Genomic DNA, 15812 nt, shown 5'->3' on the forward strand with positions numbered 1-15812 from the left:
GACCGCCGTCCGACGACCGATGACGACTGACGTCCGACGATCGACGTCCGAGTGAGGAGCCTTCCATCCCATGTCCGCCATCACCCCGACCCGGCCCTCGAAGCCGGCGCCGCGGAACCCGAAGCAGCCGCTGCGGAAGCTGCGGTCGGCCACCGGATCGCGCCGCATCTTCATCCACACCGTCCTCGTCGGCGTGGCGATCGTCATGCTCTATCCGCTGCTGTGGATGCTGAGCAGCTCGCTCAAGCCCGACACCGAGATCTTCACCCAGCCCGGGCTCATCCCGGGCTCGCTGCGCCCCGAGAACTACTCCGAGGGCTGGAGCGGCTCAGGCAACTCCTTCTCCCTCTACATCACCAACTCGCTGATCGTCACGATCGGCGCGGTGATCGGGAACGTCATCTCCTGCTCGCTGGCCGCCTACGCCTTCGCGCGCTTCGAGTTCCGCGGCAAGAAGATCTGGTTCGGCCTGATGCTCGGCACGCTGATGCTGCCCACCCAGGCCGTGCTGATCCCGCAGTACACGATCTTCTACAACCTGACCTGGATCAACACGTACCTGCCGCTCATCGTGCCGAAGTTCCTCGCGGTGGACGCCTTCTTCATCTTCCTCATGGTCCAGTTCATCCGGTCCATCCCGCGCGAGCTGGACCAGGCGGCCATGATGGACGGCGCCAACCCCTTCCAGATCTACTGGAAGATCATCCTGCCCCTGATGAAACCGGCCCTGATCACCACCACGATCTTCACCTTCATCTGGACGTACGACGACTTCCTGCACCAGCTCGTCTACCTCCAGCAGAACGACAAGTTCACCGTCCCACTCGGCCTGACCCTGTTCCTGGACCAGACGAGCGGCTCCTCGTACGGCGCGATGTTCGCCATGTCGACGCTCGCTCTGCTGCCCACCCTCATCTGCTTCCTGATCTTCCAGAAGCGGCTCGTGGAAGGCCTGGCCACCTCCGGCATGAAGGGCTAGATGTACGTGCACCTCCTCCACCAGCGCGGCCCGCTGCACGACCTCGCGGACGACCCGGCCGCGTACGACGCCGTCCTGGCCGCCGTCACCGAGACGGCCCTGGCCCGTCTCACCCCCGAGGGCAACCTGGAGAACCCGGCCGCGGGCGACGACATCGGCGACACCTCGCTCGGCATCACCTCCCTGCTCGCGCTCGCCTGGCACCGCACCAAGGACCCGCGCCTGCCGGAGGCCGTGCGCCGCAGCCTCGGCTTCCATCTGCGCGAGCGCGTCTTCACCGAGGACAACCCCGGCTACCCGAACCTGACGGCACGCGACACCGGCCTCCCGTACGCCCGTTACGTGCTGGCGCCCGGCGCGCATCCCATCGGGGACTGGCCGAGCACGGTGTGGGCGCTGCTCCAGGCCGTCAACGTGCTTGATGCCGTCGACGCGGCGGACGGACTGGTCGACGATGGGCAGTACCGCGAACTCCTCGACGTGGCGCACGGATACTGGCGCTGGCTGACCGAGGCCACCGTCTTCAACCCGCAGGACGCCGCGAACCAGGCCATCGGCTGTGTGGTCGGCGGGCTGATGCTCGCCCGCCATCTCCCGCCCGAGGAGGGGGAGCCGGTCCGGCAGCGGGCCCTGCGGCTGTACCTCGACGAGATCCGGGCCCGGCGCGTACGGGACCGGGGCGCGGCGCTGCCTCCCGAGCACGGGGGCGCCTACGACAACAACTACGGGCCGATCTCCCTGTCCTTCCTCGCCCAGGCCCACCGGGTCAGCGGCGAGGAGGTGTTCGCGCAGGACGGCGACACGCTCGCCCGTTACATCGACGCGCGGGTCTGCGGGAGCGGCTTCGACCTCGGCGGCCCGCGCTACAGCGAGCAGCACTCCGCCTTCGAGTCGGTGCTCGGACTGCGGTACTTCGGCCGCCGGATCGGCGCGGACATCGGCCGCTACGCCGGGGACTCGCGCTGGGGCCGGCACGCGGTCGGAGCCGACGGCGGCGTCGACGGGCATTTCGCGTTCATGCTCGTCTGGCAGATCCAGGACACCCCCGGCTGGCACCGCACCCCGAGCACGGCACCCGTCTGCCACCAACTGCGCTCCGGCACGGTCACGGTGTCGTTCGACGACCGGATGACACCGTCCGTGATCGAGGCCGGCGGTACGGCGCTCATCGCCGCCGCCGTCAACCGGCAGCACGGATTCGGGCCCGTCGTCGGCCCCGCCGCGGACGGCTTCCTGCTGTGCCGTCCGATGGGCGCGGTGCGGGTCGCCGACCACCGTGTGGGCGGGCTGGCCGCCAAGCTCGTGACCAAGCCCGTCGTCGGGCGGGACCATGTGCTGCGCCACGTGCGGTCGTTGTACGTCACGGACGGGACGCGGCTGTGGATGACCGTGATCTGTGAACGGCTGGGCGGCGAGCGGTACTTGCTGGCCGGGATGCCGTATGTCGCCGCCGACGGTGATCGGTTCCGGCGGGTGGCGGACTTTCCGCTCGTCGCGGCGGTCGGTGAGCTGCGGCTTACGCATCCGCAGCGGGGGTGCGCGGACTCCTTCGACGCGCGCGGAGAACTCACGCAGCAGGAGGTCGCGTTCGGGCTGGCCGCGGATCCTCGGGGGTACGGGGATCCCGATGCCGGGTGGCGGCATGTGCGGGCTACCAGTGCGCTGGAGGTGGGGGTTTCTGCGGACTCGCCCGTGGGGCTTGATGTGTTCGCCGTGCGGTACGGGGCTGTGGCTGCTGAGCCGTTGGGTGTGGTGTGTGAGCGGGTTGAGGGAGTGGGGGAGGGGGAGGGGTTGGTGGTGCGGGCCGGGGCGTTCACCGCTGTGTTGGGGGTGGCGGATGCCCGTGGGGAGCCTGGGCTCACGTTGACCGTCGGGGGGAGCTGAGCCTGGGGGAGGGGCGGGTGGGGGCTGGCGAGGGGTTTTCGCCCCCGCCGCCCCTACCCTCCCCCACTCTCGGCTTCGCTCGACCGGGGGGACCCCCATCGTCACCGACTCGGGGGCGCTGCCCCCGGACCCCCGCTCCTCAAACGCCGGAGGGGCTGAGTGGGCGCCGGACGGACTGAGTGGGCGCCGGGCGGGCTGAGAGTGCCGGCGGTCCTCAGACGCCGGACGGGCTCAGTACGTCCGGTGACTCCTGACGGATTCGCTCGCCCAGTTGGGGCGTCGGGATCTTGTGTGTTTCGCGGGCCGTCAGTGCCGCGATCACCGGGGGGACGCACAGCGCGGCCGTGAACAGGGCCACCGACAGCCAGTCGTCTCCGTCCGGGCCCGCGATCTGCGCTGCGAACGTCACCGCGAAACCCGCTATCGCGAAGCCGATCTGCGTGCCGATGGCCATGCCCGACAGGCGGACCCTGGTGGAGAACATCTCGCCGTAGAAGGACGGCCAGACACCATTCGCGGCGCTGTAGACGACACCGAAGGTGACGATGCCGAGGACCAGGACCAGCGGGTAGGAGCCCGTGGAGATGGCCCACAGGTAGAGGAACATCAGTACGCCGCTGCCCGCGGCGCCGATCAGGAAGACCGGGCGGCGGCCGATGCGGTCGGACAGGGTCGCCCACAGCGGGATCGCGCCGAGCGCGACCAGGTTGGCGAGCGCGCCCACCCACAGCATCGACGTGCGGTCCATACCGACCGCGTCACTGGTCGCGTACGCCAGCGCCCACACCGTGAAGATCGTGCTGACCGAGGCGACCAGAGCCGCCGCGACCACCCGCAGGACGTCCGCCCAGTGCTCGCGCATCAGCACGGCGAGGGGCATCTTCGCGACGCCCTCGGTGGCGGCCTGCTGGGTGAAGGTCGGCGTCTCCTGGAGGGTGCGGCGGATCACGTAACCGACGACGGCCACCGCGATGCTCATCCAGAACGGGATGCGCCAGCCCCAGGCGAGCAGCTGGTCCTCGGGCATCGCGGCGACCGGGATGAACACCAGCGTGGCGAGCAGCTGGCCGCCCTGGGTGCCGCTGAGCGTGAAGCTGGTGAAGAAGCCGCGTTTGTCCGGTGGCGCGTGTTCCAGCGACATGGAGTTGGCGCTGGCCTGTTCGCCGGCGGCCGAGATGCCCTGCAGGACCCGGCACAGGACCAGCAGCACCGGCGCCAGCGTGCCGACCTGGTCGCGCGTCGGCAGACAGCCGATGAGGAACGTCGACACGCCCATCAGGATCAGCGTGAAGACCATGATCTTCTTACGGCCGACCTTGTCACCGAAGTGCCCGAGGAACAGGGCCCCGACCGGGCGGGCCGCGTACGCGACACCGAACGTGGCCAGTGACAGGAGGGTCGCCGTGGCCGGGTCGGACTCGTCGAAGAAGACCTCCGGGAAGATCAGCGCTGCCGCGCTCCCGTAGATGAAGAAGTCGTAGTACTCCAGCGCGCTGCCGATCCAGGCGGCGGTCGCGGCCTTCCTGGGCTGGCCCGGTGGCGCGTCGAGGGGTGCTGCGGGGACGGACACGGCGGTGCTCCTTCGGGGGGAACTCCAACGTAGGCGGAGTGAGCGGGAGGAGGGCGATGAGCGGAGTGAGCGGTGAGCGGAGCAGAGGAGGGGCGGCCATTCCTGGGGTGGCGGGACGGCCGTGCCGGGGTGCTGCCCGGTTAATTAACCCACTGGGTAGTTAGTAGTGGCTGGCTACGGATGTTGCGCTCACGTTTCCCGGGTGTCAAGAGGTCGTGCCGAAGGATCTTGCCGAGGTCCCGCGACGGTCAGTCGGTCGTGCGGTCCGCCGTCAGATAGGCGATGACCATGTCGCCGAGCATGCTCCGGTAGTGCTCGCGCTGTGCGGGGTCGACCAGGTCGCGGCCGAACAGGGCGCCGAAGGTGTGCCGGTTGGCGACCCGGAAGAAACAGAACGAGCTGATCATCGCGTGCAGGTCCACGGCGTCGACGTCGGCCGTGAACAGGCCCGACTCCCGCCCCGACTCCAGGATGCGTCGGATCACGTCGAGCGCGGGCGAGCCGATCCTGCCGAGCTTCTCGGAGCCGGCGATGTGCGCGGCCCCGTGGATGTTCTCGATGCTGACCAGCCGGATGAAGTCCGGGTGCGCCTCGTGGTGGTCGAAGGTCAGCTCCGCCAGCCGCCTGATCGCCGCGACCGGGTCCAGATGTTCGACGTCGAGGCCCTGCTCCGCCTCGCGGATGACGCCGTACGACCGCTCCAGCACGGCGGTGAACAACTGCTCCTTGCCGCCGAAGTAGTAATAGATCATCCGCTTCGTGGTGCGGGTGCGGGCGGCGATCTCGTCGACCCTGGCGCCGTCGTAGCCGGCCCGGGCGAACTCCTGGGTCGCCACGTCGAGGATCTCGGCCCTCGTGCGGGCGGCGTCACGGATGCGTCCGTTCGGCCTTGCCGGTTCTTCGACGCTGGTCATCGGGTTCCTTCGGGTTCTTTCGGGCGAGGAGGCGGTGACCGCGATTCTAGAAGCAGGCGGTGGCGCGTGGTTCCTGGTGTCCGGCGGGCCTTTCCGTGGCCGCGGGATGCTGGTATAGCTAACGTACTGGTTCGTACATTAGTGAGCTGTTCGGGAGGTCCGTCGTGGTCGCCGTGGTCAAGGACTCGTATCTCGTCGGACTGATCGGCGCGGGCATCGGCCCCTCGCTCAGCCCGGCCCTGCACGAGCGGGAGGCCGACCGGCAGGGCCTGCGCTATCTGTACCGGCTCATCGACATCGACGCGCTCGGTGTCGCGCCGGAGGCGGTGGGCGACCTGGTACGGGCCGCCCGCGACCTCGGTTTCGACGGGCTGAACGTCACCCACCCGTGCAAGCAGCTCGTCATCGAGCACCTGGACGCGCTCTCCCCGCAGGCCGAGGCGCTAGGCGCGGTGAACACCGTCGTCTTCGACGGCGGGCGCGCGATCGGGCACAACACGGATGTCACCGGGTTCGCGGCGTCCTTCGCGCGCGGGCTGCCCGACGCCCGGCTGGAACGGGTGGTGCAACTGGGCGCGGGGGGAGCGGGGGCCGCCGTCGCGCACGCCCTGCTGACGCTCGGGGCCGGGTCCGTCACCGTGGTGGACGCACTGCCGGACCGGGCGGGTTCGCTTGCCGCTGAGCTGAACCGGCAGTTCGGTGCGGGGCGGGTGGACTCCGGTGGTCCGGAGCGGCTGCCCGCGCTGCTCGCCGGGGCCGACGGCGTCGTGCACGCCACGCCCATGGGGATGGCCGCACATCCTGGGCTGCCGTTCGCTGCCGAGTTGCTGCATCCCGGATTGTGGGTGGCCGAGGTGGTCTACCGCCCGCTGGAGACCGAGCTGCTGCGTGTCGCGCGAGGAGTGGGGTGCGCGGTGCTCGACGGCGGGGGAATGGCTGTCTTCCAGGCCGCGGACGCGTTCCGGCTGTTCACGGGGAGGGAGGCGGATGCGTCCCGGATGCTGACGGACATCTCCGAACTGGCCGACTCCGGTGCGCTCCGAGCCCCGTAAGGGGCGCGGGGAACTGCGCGGCCCGCCCCCACTCGCCCGCGGTCGAAAGCGGGACGGGACCTGCCCCGGCACCTCGTACGCCGCCTGCGGGCCCGTGGGGGTCGGCCGCGCAGTTCCCCGCGCCCCTTACGGGGCTCGGCCGTGTCGTGAAGTGCGAGTGGAAAGGATCGACGTGCGTACGTCCATCGCAACCGTTTGTCTCAGTGGGGCCCTCACCGAGAAGCTCACCGCCGCCGCCCGTGCCGGGTTCGACGGGGTCGAGGTGTTCGAGAACGATCTGCTGGCCAGTCCTCTCACGCCGGAGGAGATCAGGGCGCGGTGCGCCGACCTCGGGCTGAGCATCGACCTCTATCAGCCGATGCGTGACATCGAGGCCGTACCGCCGGACGAGTTCCGGCACAACCTGCGCCGGGCCGAGCACAAGTTCCGGCTCATGCAGCGCCTCGGCGCCGACACCGTTCTCGTGTGCTCCAGCGTCTCGCCCCTCGCCGTCGACGACGACGCGCTCGCCGCCTTCCATCTGCGCCGCCTCGCCGAACTCGCCGACGGCTACGGCATCCGCGTCGCCTACGAGGCCCTGGCGTGGGGCCGGCACGTCAGTACGTACGACCACGCCTGGCGCATCGTCGAAGCCGCCGACCACCCGGCGCTCGGCACCTGCCTGGACAGTTTCCACATCCTCGCCCGCACCTCCGATCCCAGGGACCTGGAGGGGATCGCGGAGATTCCCGGCGAGAAGATCTTCTTTCTGCAGCTGGCCGACGCGCCTCTGATGGCGATGGACGTCCTGCAGTGGAGCCGCCACTACCGCTGTTTCCCCGGCCAGGGCGGCTTCGACATCCCCGGGCTCCTCCGGCAGGTGATCAAGGCCGGCTACCAGGGGCCGCTCTCCCTCGAAGTCTTCAACGACGTGTTCCGGCAGGCCGAGGCCGGGCCGACCGCCGTCGACGCGCAGCGCTCGCTCCTCGTCCTGCAGGAGAGCGTCGGCCTCTCCGCGCCGCCCGCGCCCGTCGTGCCCACCGGCATCGCCTTCGCGGAACTGGTCAGCCCGGACGTCGAACCGGTCTCGGAACTCCTCGAAGCACTCGGTTTCACCCGGACCGCCCGGCACCGCGGCAAGCCGGTCGACCTGTGGCAGCAGGGCGAGGCCCGCGTGCTGCTCAACACCGGACCGGGCGCCCGCCGCGACGGTACGCAACTCGCCGCCGTCGGGCTGGAGTCACCGGACCCGGCGGGCGCGGCCAAGCGTGCCGAAGCGCTGCTCGCCCCCGTGCTGCCGCGCCGCCGCACCCCCGAGGACGTACCCCTGGACGCCGTCGCCGCACCCGACGGCACGGAACTCTTCTTCTGCGCCACCGGCCGCCCCGGACTCCCCGACTGGACGAGCGACTTCGTGCCCGCAGAGCCCGCAAAGCCCGCAGAGCCCGCGGAGCCCGTGCCGTCCGCTGAGCTCGTCGAGCATGCGGCGTCCACCCCCGGTGCCCTCCACCGCATCGATCACCTCGCCCTCACCCAGCCCTGGCACCAGTTCGACGAGGCCGCGCTCTTCCACCGCAGCGTGCTGGGGCTCGGCGCCCTGGAGAGCGTCGACGTCGCCGATCCGTACGGGCTGCTGCGCAGCCGGGCCGTCACCAACGCCGACGGCAGCGTCCGTATCGCCCTCGGTGTCGGTCCGGCCCCGAGCGCCGACGACGGCGACCGTGCCCAGCACATCGCGCTCGCCACCGACGACCTCGTGTCGGCGGCCCGCCGCTTCCGGGCCGCGGGCGGCCGACTGCTGACCATCCCCGCCAACTACTACGACGACCTCGCGGCCAGGTACGAGTTCGCCGACGGCGAGCTGGACACCTTCCGCGAACTCGGCATCCTCTACGACCGGGACGCGGACGGCGCCTTCCGCCACTGCTACACGGAGACGATCGGCCGGGTCTTCTTCGAACTGGTCCAGCGCGACGCGGGCTACCGCGGCTACGGCGCGCAGAACGCCCCGGTGCGGCTGGCGGCGCAGCACGTACGCAGGCCCGTGCGCTGAGCCGGTGGCAGGTGGCAGGTGGCAGGTGGTAGGTGGCCCGGTGGCGTCGCGGCGGTCCGGATGTCCGGAATTTTGGCTGACGCCCCGTTCCGAAGCTGGTGAGACTGTCAGGCGCACCCCCTGACAAGCACGAGCAGCGGAGGCGGACCGCCATGCCGAACGGAGCGCAGACCCTGGTGGAAGGCCTCGTGGACGCGGGCGTCGACGTGTGTTTCGCCAACCCCGGTACCTCCGAGATGCACTTCGTGGCCGCCCTGGACGACGTACCGGGCCTGCGTGGCGTTCTCTGTCTCTTCGAAGGCGTGGCCACGGGTGCTGCCGACGGCTACGGACGCATGGCGGGCAAACCCGCCTCGACGCTCCTGCACCTGGGTCCCGGGCTCGCCAACGGCCTGGCCAACCTGCACAACGCCCGCCGCGCCGGCACCCCCGTCGTGAACGTCGTCGGCGACCACGCCCTGCACCACAAGCGGCTCGACGCGCCCCTGGAGTCCGACATCGGGTCCCTCGCGCGCACCGTCTCAGGCTGGACCCGGCGTACGTATCGCGCCACCGACCTCGCGAGCGACGCGGCGGAGGCCGTCGCCGCCGCGTACGGGCCGCCCGGCTCGGTGGCGACCCTGCTGGTGCCCGCCGACGTGTCCTGGTCGGAGGCGGGCAAGTCCGGCCGGCCGCCGGTCCGGACCGGGCCGCGCCCCGGAGCCGTGTCCGCGGCGGCCGTCGAGGAGGCGGCCGGGGCGCTGCGCTCCACCGAACCCGCCGCGCTGCTCCTCGGCGGGGCGGCCACGCACGGGCGTGGTCTGCGCGCCGCCGCCAGGATCGCCGCCGCGACCGGCGCCCGGCTGCTGTGCGAGACCTTCCCGGCCCGGCTGGAACGCGGCGCGGGACTGCCCGCGGTCGGCCGGCTCGCCTATCGGGAGGCGGACGCCATCGCCCAACTGGCAGGCACACGCGTGCTGTTGCTCGCCGGAGCGGCCGAGCCGGTGACGTTCTTCGCGTACCCGGGGCAGAGCGGCCGGATCGTCCCGGACGGCTGCCGGGTGCTGTCGGCGGCCACCGGAACGGAGGACGTGACGGCCGCCCTCGAAACCCTCGCGGAGCTGGTGAAGAGCGATGTGACTCCCGTACCGCAGGCGCCCCTGCGGCCCGAGCGGCCCACCGGGGCCCTGACCGGTGAGAGCGCCGCCGCGGCGATCGGCGCGCTGCTCCCGGAACACGCGGTCGTCGTCGACGAGGCGAACACCTCGGGCATCTGGTTGCCCGCCGCGACGGCGGGCGCCCCGCCCCACGACTGGCTCACCCTCACCGGCGGAGCCATCGGACAGGGGCTGCCCATGGCCGTCGGCGCCGCGCTGGCCGCACCCGGCCGGCCCGTGCTGGCCCTGGAGTCGGACGGCAGCGCCATGTACACCCTCCAGGCGCTGTGGACCATGGCCCGCGAACAGCTCGACGTCACCGTCGTGCTCTTCGACAACCGCGCGTACTCGGTCCTCAACCTGGAACTGCGGTCCGTCGGCGCGACCGCCTCGGGGCCCCGGGCCACCGATCTCCTCGACCTGTCCCGGCCCGACCTGGACTTCGTGTCGCTGGCCCGCGGCATGGGCGTACCCGCCGAACGGGCCGTCACCGCCGAGCAGTTCACCGTCCTGCTGGACCGGGCCCTGGAGGAGCCCGGCCCCTGTCTCATCGACTGCGTCGTACCGCCGCTGGCCTGACCCCGCCCCCGCCGGCCTGACCCCGCCCCCGACCCCGCGGCGAAGCGACCTCAGCCGTCCCAGACGCCGGTGTGCTCGCGGTGCGCCGGCGTCAGCCCGTTCACGAAGAAGCGGTCGTAGTACTCCTCCTCGACGTGGTGCGCCTGGAGCCAGACCCCTGGCACATGGATCGCGTCCGTGTGCGCGGGAAAACGCCGGTGCGTCCCGATGACGTACTCGCACACGTCACGGGCGCAGTCGATCACCCGTGACTCGTACTCACTGGCCTCGGCGAGATAGCGCTGCCCGTAGTCCTCCTTGTAGATCCGGGTGAAGACCTCCTTGTCCGTGTACGTGCCGCCGGGCCCGAACTTGGCCTCGATGATCGCGTCCACGGCCGCCGACATCGACGGGTGCGCGGGCGGGCAGGCCGCCTCGATCAGGGGCTCGCCCTCCGGGGAGGTGAGACCCACCGGGTGCGAGCGCAGGTTCGCGTACCTGGGCAGCGGTACGTGCCAGCGCCACACGTCGGCGAGCCGCCAGCGCGGGGTGACGAAGGTGAAACCGAGCATCCTGCCGTACGCCTTCGAGAACTTCGGGTCGCCCAGGGCGATCTGCGGGTTGATCGAGGCGTGGATCCAGGCGCCCAGGCCCATCCCCTCGGCGGTGAGCATCAGGTTCTGCAGGAGCAGGTCCGCCTCGATCTGGGTGCGCATCGGGCCGAGCGCGCCCAGTGGCAGCTTCAGGTCGCCGTTCAGGAATCCGTTGCGCACCCACTTCCGTACCCCGGCGACGCGGTAGAAGTTGCGGTCGTCGACGAAGGTCGGGCGGGCCCCGTCCGGCTGCGTGAGCAGGTACATCAGCGCGTTGACGTACTGGTGGGACAGGTCGACCACCGGCAGGAACAGCGTCGAGCCGGGCAGGTTGGACAGGAACCGGTTCGAGTCGAGGTACGCCGGGAAGTCGCGCATCCCCTCGGCGACGTCGAGCCGGTGGTCCAGGATCCGCACCTTCGCCCGGTGGGCCCTCGCGACCAGCGTGGCGGCGTCGAAGGGCTCGTGAGGGGCGGGCTCCAGTTTGCGCAGGTAGTACGTGCCCGAGTCGTTGATCATGAAGAAGTGGGTGCCCTGCGCGTTGTCCGGGCTGCCCGCGGTCCGGCCCGCCATCGTGAGATTGGGCTTGGCCATGATGGGCTTGCCGTCCCGCGGATCGTCGAAGGGCCGGTCCGGCATCGTCAGCCCGGTGGCGCCGGTCAACGCGATCAGCACCGCCTCCTCCAGCTCCGACAGGGGCTGCGGGGAGTGCGTGGAGCGGTGGCTCATGGACCCGGCCGGCACCGACGCACCCCGGCTGACCCGGTGGGTGCGGCGGCGCCAGAGGGTCTCCAGGAGAGGCCGCGCCAGCAGATCGTCGAGCCCCGGGTGTCCGGAGCGGTGCTCAGCCCGGCTCACCGCTGCCTCCACGGTCGTTGCCGTCGGCGTTGCCGTTGTCCGCCGGGCGGACCGCCCGCCAGGGCGCGAAGGCGCTCGCGTCGCGCGGCAGCAGCGCGGCCAGCTCCGGGCAGTGCCGCAGGACGACGGAGTCCATGCCGCCCTTCTCGACCCAGTCGATACCGAGCGGGGTGTAGACCTCGGGCCGGTAGTCGACGGTCAGGAAGCGGTCGCTCTGCAGACGCCGGGTCGCCATCAGGATGAAGATGCGGAAAGCCGTGTCGCTGAAACCGAAGCCTGTCGGCGGGTTCTCGGCGAACAGGCCCACCACCGTGTCGATCTCGTCGACCGAGCGGTACACGTCCTTGAGCCGCGCCAGCGACTCGGTGCTCTGCGTCAGCTCCTCGAAGGACCGGATGCGCTTCTTGTGCAGACCCTCCCGGAAGTCGTTGTAACGCGGCACACCACGGCGGCGGGTCCGTACGAGGTCCACCACCGACAGGTCGATGATCTCGCCGTCCCGCTCCAACCGCTGCAGCGCCTGAGGGTAGTTGTGCAGGGTGATCGCGCCGGGGTGGGCGATCCCGAACGAGTACAGCGCGTTCGCCAGGCCCGTCTTGCGGATCTGCGACTCGGCCGCGCCGCCCTGGATGTCCATGAACCCGACCGTCTCCAGCCGGTGCCCGAAGTGGTGCTCGCGCAGTTCGAAGTCGTCCGGGACCAGCGGATGCATGCGGTACACCGTGGTGAAGTCCTCGGTCAGCGAGTACGGCGTCCCGTGGTGGTCCGGCATGGTCTGCGGGATGCCCTTGAGGGAGTGTGCCTCCAGCAGCCACAGCCCCAGCTGGTTCAGCCAATTCTTCGGCGGGCCCTGCCAGTTGGTCTTCAGACCTATGTCGATGGCCTTGGTGGCGAGGATCGCCGGGGTCCACTCCACCGTGTGTATCTTCGCGATCAGAGCGGAGACCACCAGCCGGGCCGTGTGGTAGACCCGCTCCTCGTTCATCGACGGATACTCGGCGCGCAACGCGTCGCAGACCGCGTTGTGCTCCCGCGCGAACAGGGTGTGCATCGCGCTGAGCCCCATCCACCAGCTCTCGTTGAACCCGGTGAGCGGAATACCGTTCTGCGCCCCCGGCAAATGGCCGTCCTCCAGGCGGAGTTTCGCCCCGCCGTCCGGCTCGCGCAGGAAGCGGGCGGTCTCCTCGTCGCCGCCGTACACCTCGGAACCGTCCCACCAGTGCGAGGCCATGTTCCCGAACAGGATCGGCGGCCGGTTGCCGGGCTGTTCGAGCCCCTCGTTGTCGGTGAACCGCATCACGTTCTCCGCCGACCCGCCCGGTGTGTTCTGCCAGGGGTCGCTGCCCGGCGGCAGCGGTACCTCGACGGACGGGCCACCGGCCGGGTACCTGCGGTGGTTGACCCAGTCGTGCACCTGGAACTGGATCCAGGCCGCCGCCAGCACGTTCAGCGAGGTCGCGGGCAGGAAACTGTCCCGCCGCAGCAGCTGACGGCTGACCGTGACCGGGTTGGGCGTGTCGAACTGGTCGGGCCGGTAGTCGGGTTTCAGATTCCGCCCGAAGGCCGCGCCCACGGCACCCATCCGCGGCTCGGACAGATCGTTGTACGACCCGTCGTACGAGCGCTCGGTGCGCAGCCGCTCCTCGATCGGCCGAGGTACGGGCTGTGTCCTGGGCGGGGCCTCGCCCACCTCGGAGTCGATGAGGTTGAACCGGCGCAGCACCTTCCGCAGGAACACCAGGTTGAGCAGGCTCAGCTGCAACGGCAGCCGGTGCCACGGCACATACCGGTTCAGCCGGGTCAGCACGGCGCCGACGGGCCGGCCGATGATCCGGTTGCGCAACGGCTCCTCGGTGACGAAACGCAGCCCCAGCCGGTGCGCGCCGCTCGCCCGGTACGCGGACTTGCGGGCCCGGTTGAGATTGCCGAGCGGACGGAACTCGTCGGTGGTGTACCAGGGATTGAAGACCAGGTCCTCCACCCGCCGGGCCGCCGCCCGCGCCTCGGCGTCGTCCAGATCCTGGGCCGGTACGGTGAGCCGGGCCACCGCGATCGGCGGCGAGACGGCGTCCTTCCACTCCACCGAGGTGTCCTCGACCGGGGTGCGCAGCTCGTCCACGTACCGCTGCACGCACAGCTCGAAGTTGACGTCGCCCGAGGCGAGGCGGCGGGCCAGCTCGTGGTGCAGGAAGTCGGGGTCGCGGCGGTCGGGCGGGGCAGCCGGAGGAGCCCCGGCGGCGGGCCGCAGCAGATACCGCACGGGTCCCGCCTCGCCCCAGAGCATCGCCCCACGGCTCCAATAGGTCTGCGTGGCAAGCGAGGTGACGGCCTGTCGGGTGGCCGCCTGCACATTGCGCCGCATACGGGTGGCGGTCTCGAACCCGACCGCGAGCGGCAGCTTCACCAGCAGCCCGAACGCCTTCTGGAGCGGATTGCGGGCGCCCGCCATCGCCTTGGCGAAGGCCACGAACTCGCGGGCGTCGCGGGCGTGCGACACGGGATGGCTCGTGGCGAGCAGATCATGACTCTCCTCGTCCGACACCCTCACGCGCAGGGCCGCGCCGCGCAGGTCGGGGGTGCCGTCGCCCTGGCGGATGCCGCTCGCGTTCGACAGCCGCAGCGTCACCGGGTAGTCGGCGCCCGGGCGGGCGAAGCCGACGCGCAGGGCGGCGGGGAGGTCGTCGTGGAAGCGGAGCCGGGCGTTCTCCACGCCGAGTGGGGCCTTGGCGTGGATGGCGCGGGCGGTTCCGCCGCCGGCGGCCCGACGATTCTTCACCTGTACGTCCATCAGCTCCCGGGCCAGCCGATCGAAAACCAGCCGTTCCGCCTCGGGGCTTCCGCCTTCGTAGTGTTCGTACCGCTGATCGTACTGCCCGGTATCGGCCATCGGTCGTTTCCTTCGTACGGATGCGTACGGGACGGGGGCAGCACGCTACCGGCGGGGCGGGGGGTCCGCAGCGGTGGTTCCCGCCGATGCGCGGGGTCTGGCGGTGACCGGACGCCTGCCGCGTCCGCGCACGTCAGGGCCGTGCTCGGCCACCTGCCGCGCCTGCCCGTGCGCCCCGCGAGGCCCCGCCCCCACAGGGGCCACACCCGGAGATGGCCGGGGAGTTTCGCCCCACGGAAGCGCCGGCCGACTGCGGCCCGGCGGGTACTGGTCGCGCCGTTCCCCGCGCCCCTGCCTGGGGGTGGGGGCGAATGGCGGGTCGTCCGCCCGCGACCCGGCGGGGGCGAGCCGCGCAGTTCCTCGCGCCCCTTGGGGGGTGGCGGCGGATGGTGGGTTGTTCGCCCGCGACCCGGTGGGGGTGGGTCGCGCGGTTCCTCGCGCCCCTACTGGGCAAAAGCTGGGGCGCAGCCCCGCTTTTGAGGGGCGCGGGGAACTGCGCGCTCAGCCCCCACCGGGCCTGCGGATGGGCAGCGGGCTGGGGCGCAGCCCCGTCCCCCCAAAGGGGCGCGGGGAACTGCGCGGCAAGCCCCCACCGGCCCGCAGGCGAGCGGGTGCCCGGGGCCGCGGGCCGGTGGGGACGCGCCGAAGCGCGAGAACGCTACGGCTTGGCGTTCCACTCCGCGAGGACGGGGCGGCCGTGCTCCAGCGAGAGCCGGCTCACCGTGGCCGTGTCCAGCCGGAACAGTCGTCCGTCCGACGCGGGCAGCCCGAGCCGCCGCGCGGTCAGGACGCGCAGGAAGTGCGAGTGGGCCACCAGGACCACGTCACCCTCGTCGAGCGCCTTCGCCGCGTGCGCGAGCACCCGGTCGGCACGCTCGCCCACCTCGTCGGGCGATTCGCCGGTGTGCCCGTCCGGACCGGGCGGCACCCCGTCGTTCCACAGGTACCAGTCGGGACGGGTCCGGTGGATGTCGACGGTCTTGACACCCTCGTACGCCCCGTAGTTCCACTCGTGCAGATCGGGGTCGACGACGGCCCCGGTCAGCCCCGCCAGTTCCGCGGTCCGTATCGCACGCTGGAGCGGACTGGTGAGGACGAGCGCACAGGACCGCCCGGCGAAGAGCGGGACGAGGGATTTCGCCTGCTCCTCGCCGTGGGGGGTGAGGGGCAGGTCGGTCCAGCTGGTGTGCTGCCCCGACCGGCTCCACTCGGTCTCGCCGTGCCGCACGAGGAGGAGATCACCCATGATGTCTGTTTCTCCTACTTCGCGGACTCGACGGCGTGGCCGCCGAACTGGTTGCGCAGTGCCGCGATCATCTTCATCTGCGGTGAGTCGTCCTGCCGGGACG

At 71.2% G+C, this 15812-nt stretch carries 10 protein-coding genes and 1 pseudogene; 5 read left to right on the forward strand and 6 right to left on the reverse strand.

Annotated features, from left to right (window positions below):
• The first annotated feature begins 70 nt into the window (after positions 1 to 70).
• Positions 71 to 979: a carbohydrate ABC transporter permease gene (locus tag C6Y14_RS13945; protein ID WP_107016913.1), complete on the forward strand. Its 909-nt coding sequence runs from the start codon at positions 71 to 73 to the stop codon at positions 977 to 979.
• A 6-nt stretch (positions 980 to 985) separates the two neighbouring features.
• Positions 986 to 2863, forward strand: a complete 1878-nt coding sequence (locus tag C6Y14_RS13950) for a hypothetical protein (protein WP_107016982.1) — start codon at positions 986 to 988, stop codon at positions 2861 to 2863.
• 214 nt (positions 2864 to 3077) lie between these two features.
• Here the strand turns inward: C6Y14_RS13950 and C6Y14_RS13955 are convergent, their stop codons facing one another.
• On the reverse strand, positions 3078 to 4433 hold the full coding sequence (locus tag C6Y14_RS13955) for an MFS transporter (RefSeq protein WP_107016914.1): 1356 nt from the start codon (positions 4431 to 4433) through the stop codon (positions 3078 to 3080).
• Between the two features lie 248 nt (positions 4434 to 4681).
• Positions 4682 to 5347: a TetR/AcrR family transcriptional regulator gene (locus C6Y14_RS13960; protein WP_107016915.1), complete on the reverse strand. Its 666-nt coding sequence runs from the start codon at positions 5345 to 5347 to the stop codon at positions 4682 to 4684.
• Between the two features lie 173 nt (positions 5348 to 5520).
• Here C6Y14_RS13960 and C6Y14_RS13965 point away from each other — a divergent pair, with 173 nt between their 5' ends.
• The 3 genes from C6Y14_RS13965 to C6Y14_RS13975 all read left to right on the forward strand — a co-directional run bounded on the left by C6Y14_RS13965 (position 5521) and on the right by C6Y14_RS13975 (position 10146).
• Positions 5521 to 6399: a shikimate dehydrogenase gene (locus tag C6Y14_RS13965; RefSeq protein ID WP_107016983.1), complete on the forward strand. Its 879-nt coding sequence runs from the start codon at positions 5521 to 5523 to the stop codon at positions 6397 to 6399.
• Between the two features lie 172 nt (positions 6400 to 6571).
• The gene (locus tag C6Y14_RS13970; protein ID WP_107016984.1) at positions 6572 to 8431 is read left to right on the forward strand and encodes a bifunctional sugar phosphate isomerase/epimerase/4-hydroxyphenylpyruvate dioxygenase family protein; all 1860 of its coding nucleotides are present in this window, start codon (positions 6572 to 6574) and stop codon (positions 8429 to 8431) included.
• 152 nt (positions 8432 to 8583) lie between these two features.
• Positions 8584 to 10146, forward strand: coding sequence for an acetolactate synthase large subunit (locus C6Y14_RS13975; protein WP_107016916.1), 1563 nt, complete (start codon positions 8584 to 8586; stop codon positions 10144 to 10146).
• A 50-nt stretch (positions 10147 to 10196) separates the two neighbouring features.
• Here the strand turns inward: C6Y14_RS13975 and C6Y14_RS13980 are convergent, their stop codons facing one another.
• From C6Y14_RS13980 to C6Y14_RS44990, 4 genes and pseudogenes are all read right to left on the reverse strand, one after another.
• The gene (locus C6Y14_RS13980) at positions 10197 to 11576 is read right to left on the reverse strand and encodes a hypothetical protein (protein ID WP_107016917.1); all 1380 of its coding nucleotides are present in this window, start codon (positions 11574 to 11576) and stop codon (positions 10197 to 10199) included.
• The gene (locus C6Y14_RS13985; RefSeq protein ID WP_107016918.1) at positions 11563 to 14463 is read right to left on the reverse strand and encodes a peroxidase family protein; all 2901 of its coding nucleotides are present in this window, start codon (positions 14461 to 14463) and stop codon (positions 11563 to 11565) included. The genes C6Y14_RS13980 and C6Y14_RS13985 overlap by 14 nt, the downstream gene beginning before the upstream one ends.
• 658 nt (positions 14464 to 15121) lie before the next feature.
• The gene (locus C6Y14_RS13990; protein ID WP_107016919.1) at positions 15122 to 15709 is read right to left on the reverse strand and encodes a histidine phosphatase family protein; all 588 of its coding nucleotides are present in this window, start codon (positions 15707 to 15709) and stop codon (positions 15122 to 15124) included.
• Between the two features lie 14 nt (positions 15710 to 15723).
• Positions 15724 to 15812, reverse strand: a pseudogene (locus C6Y14_RS44990) (6-phosphogluconate dehydrogenase); the annotation flags it as partial.

This window comes from Streptomyces dioscori (assembly GCF_003024195.1).
GTDB lineage: Bacteria > Actinomycetota > Actinomycetes > Streptomycetales > Streptomycetaceae > Streptomyces > Streptomyces dioscori.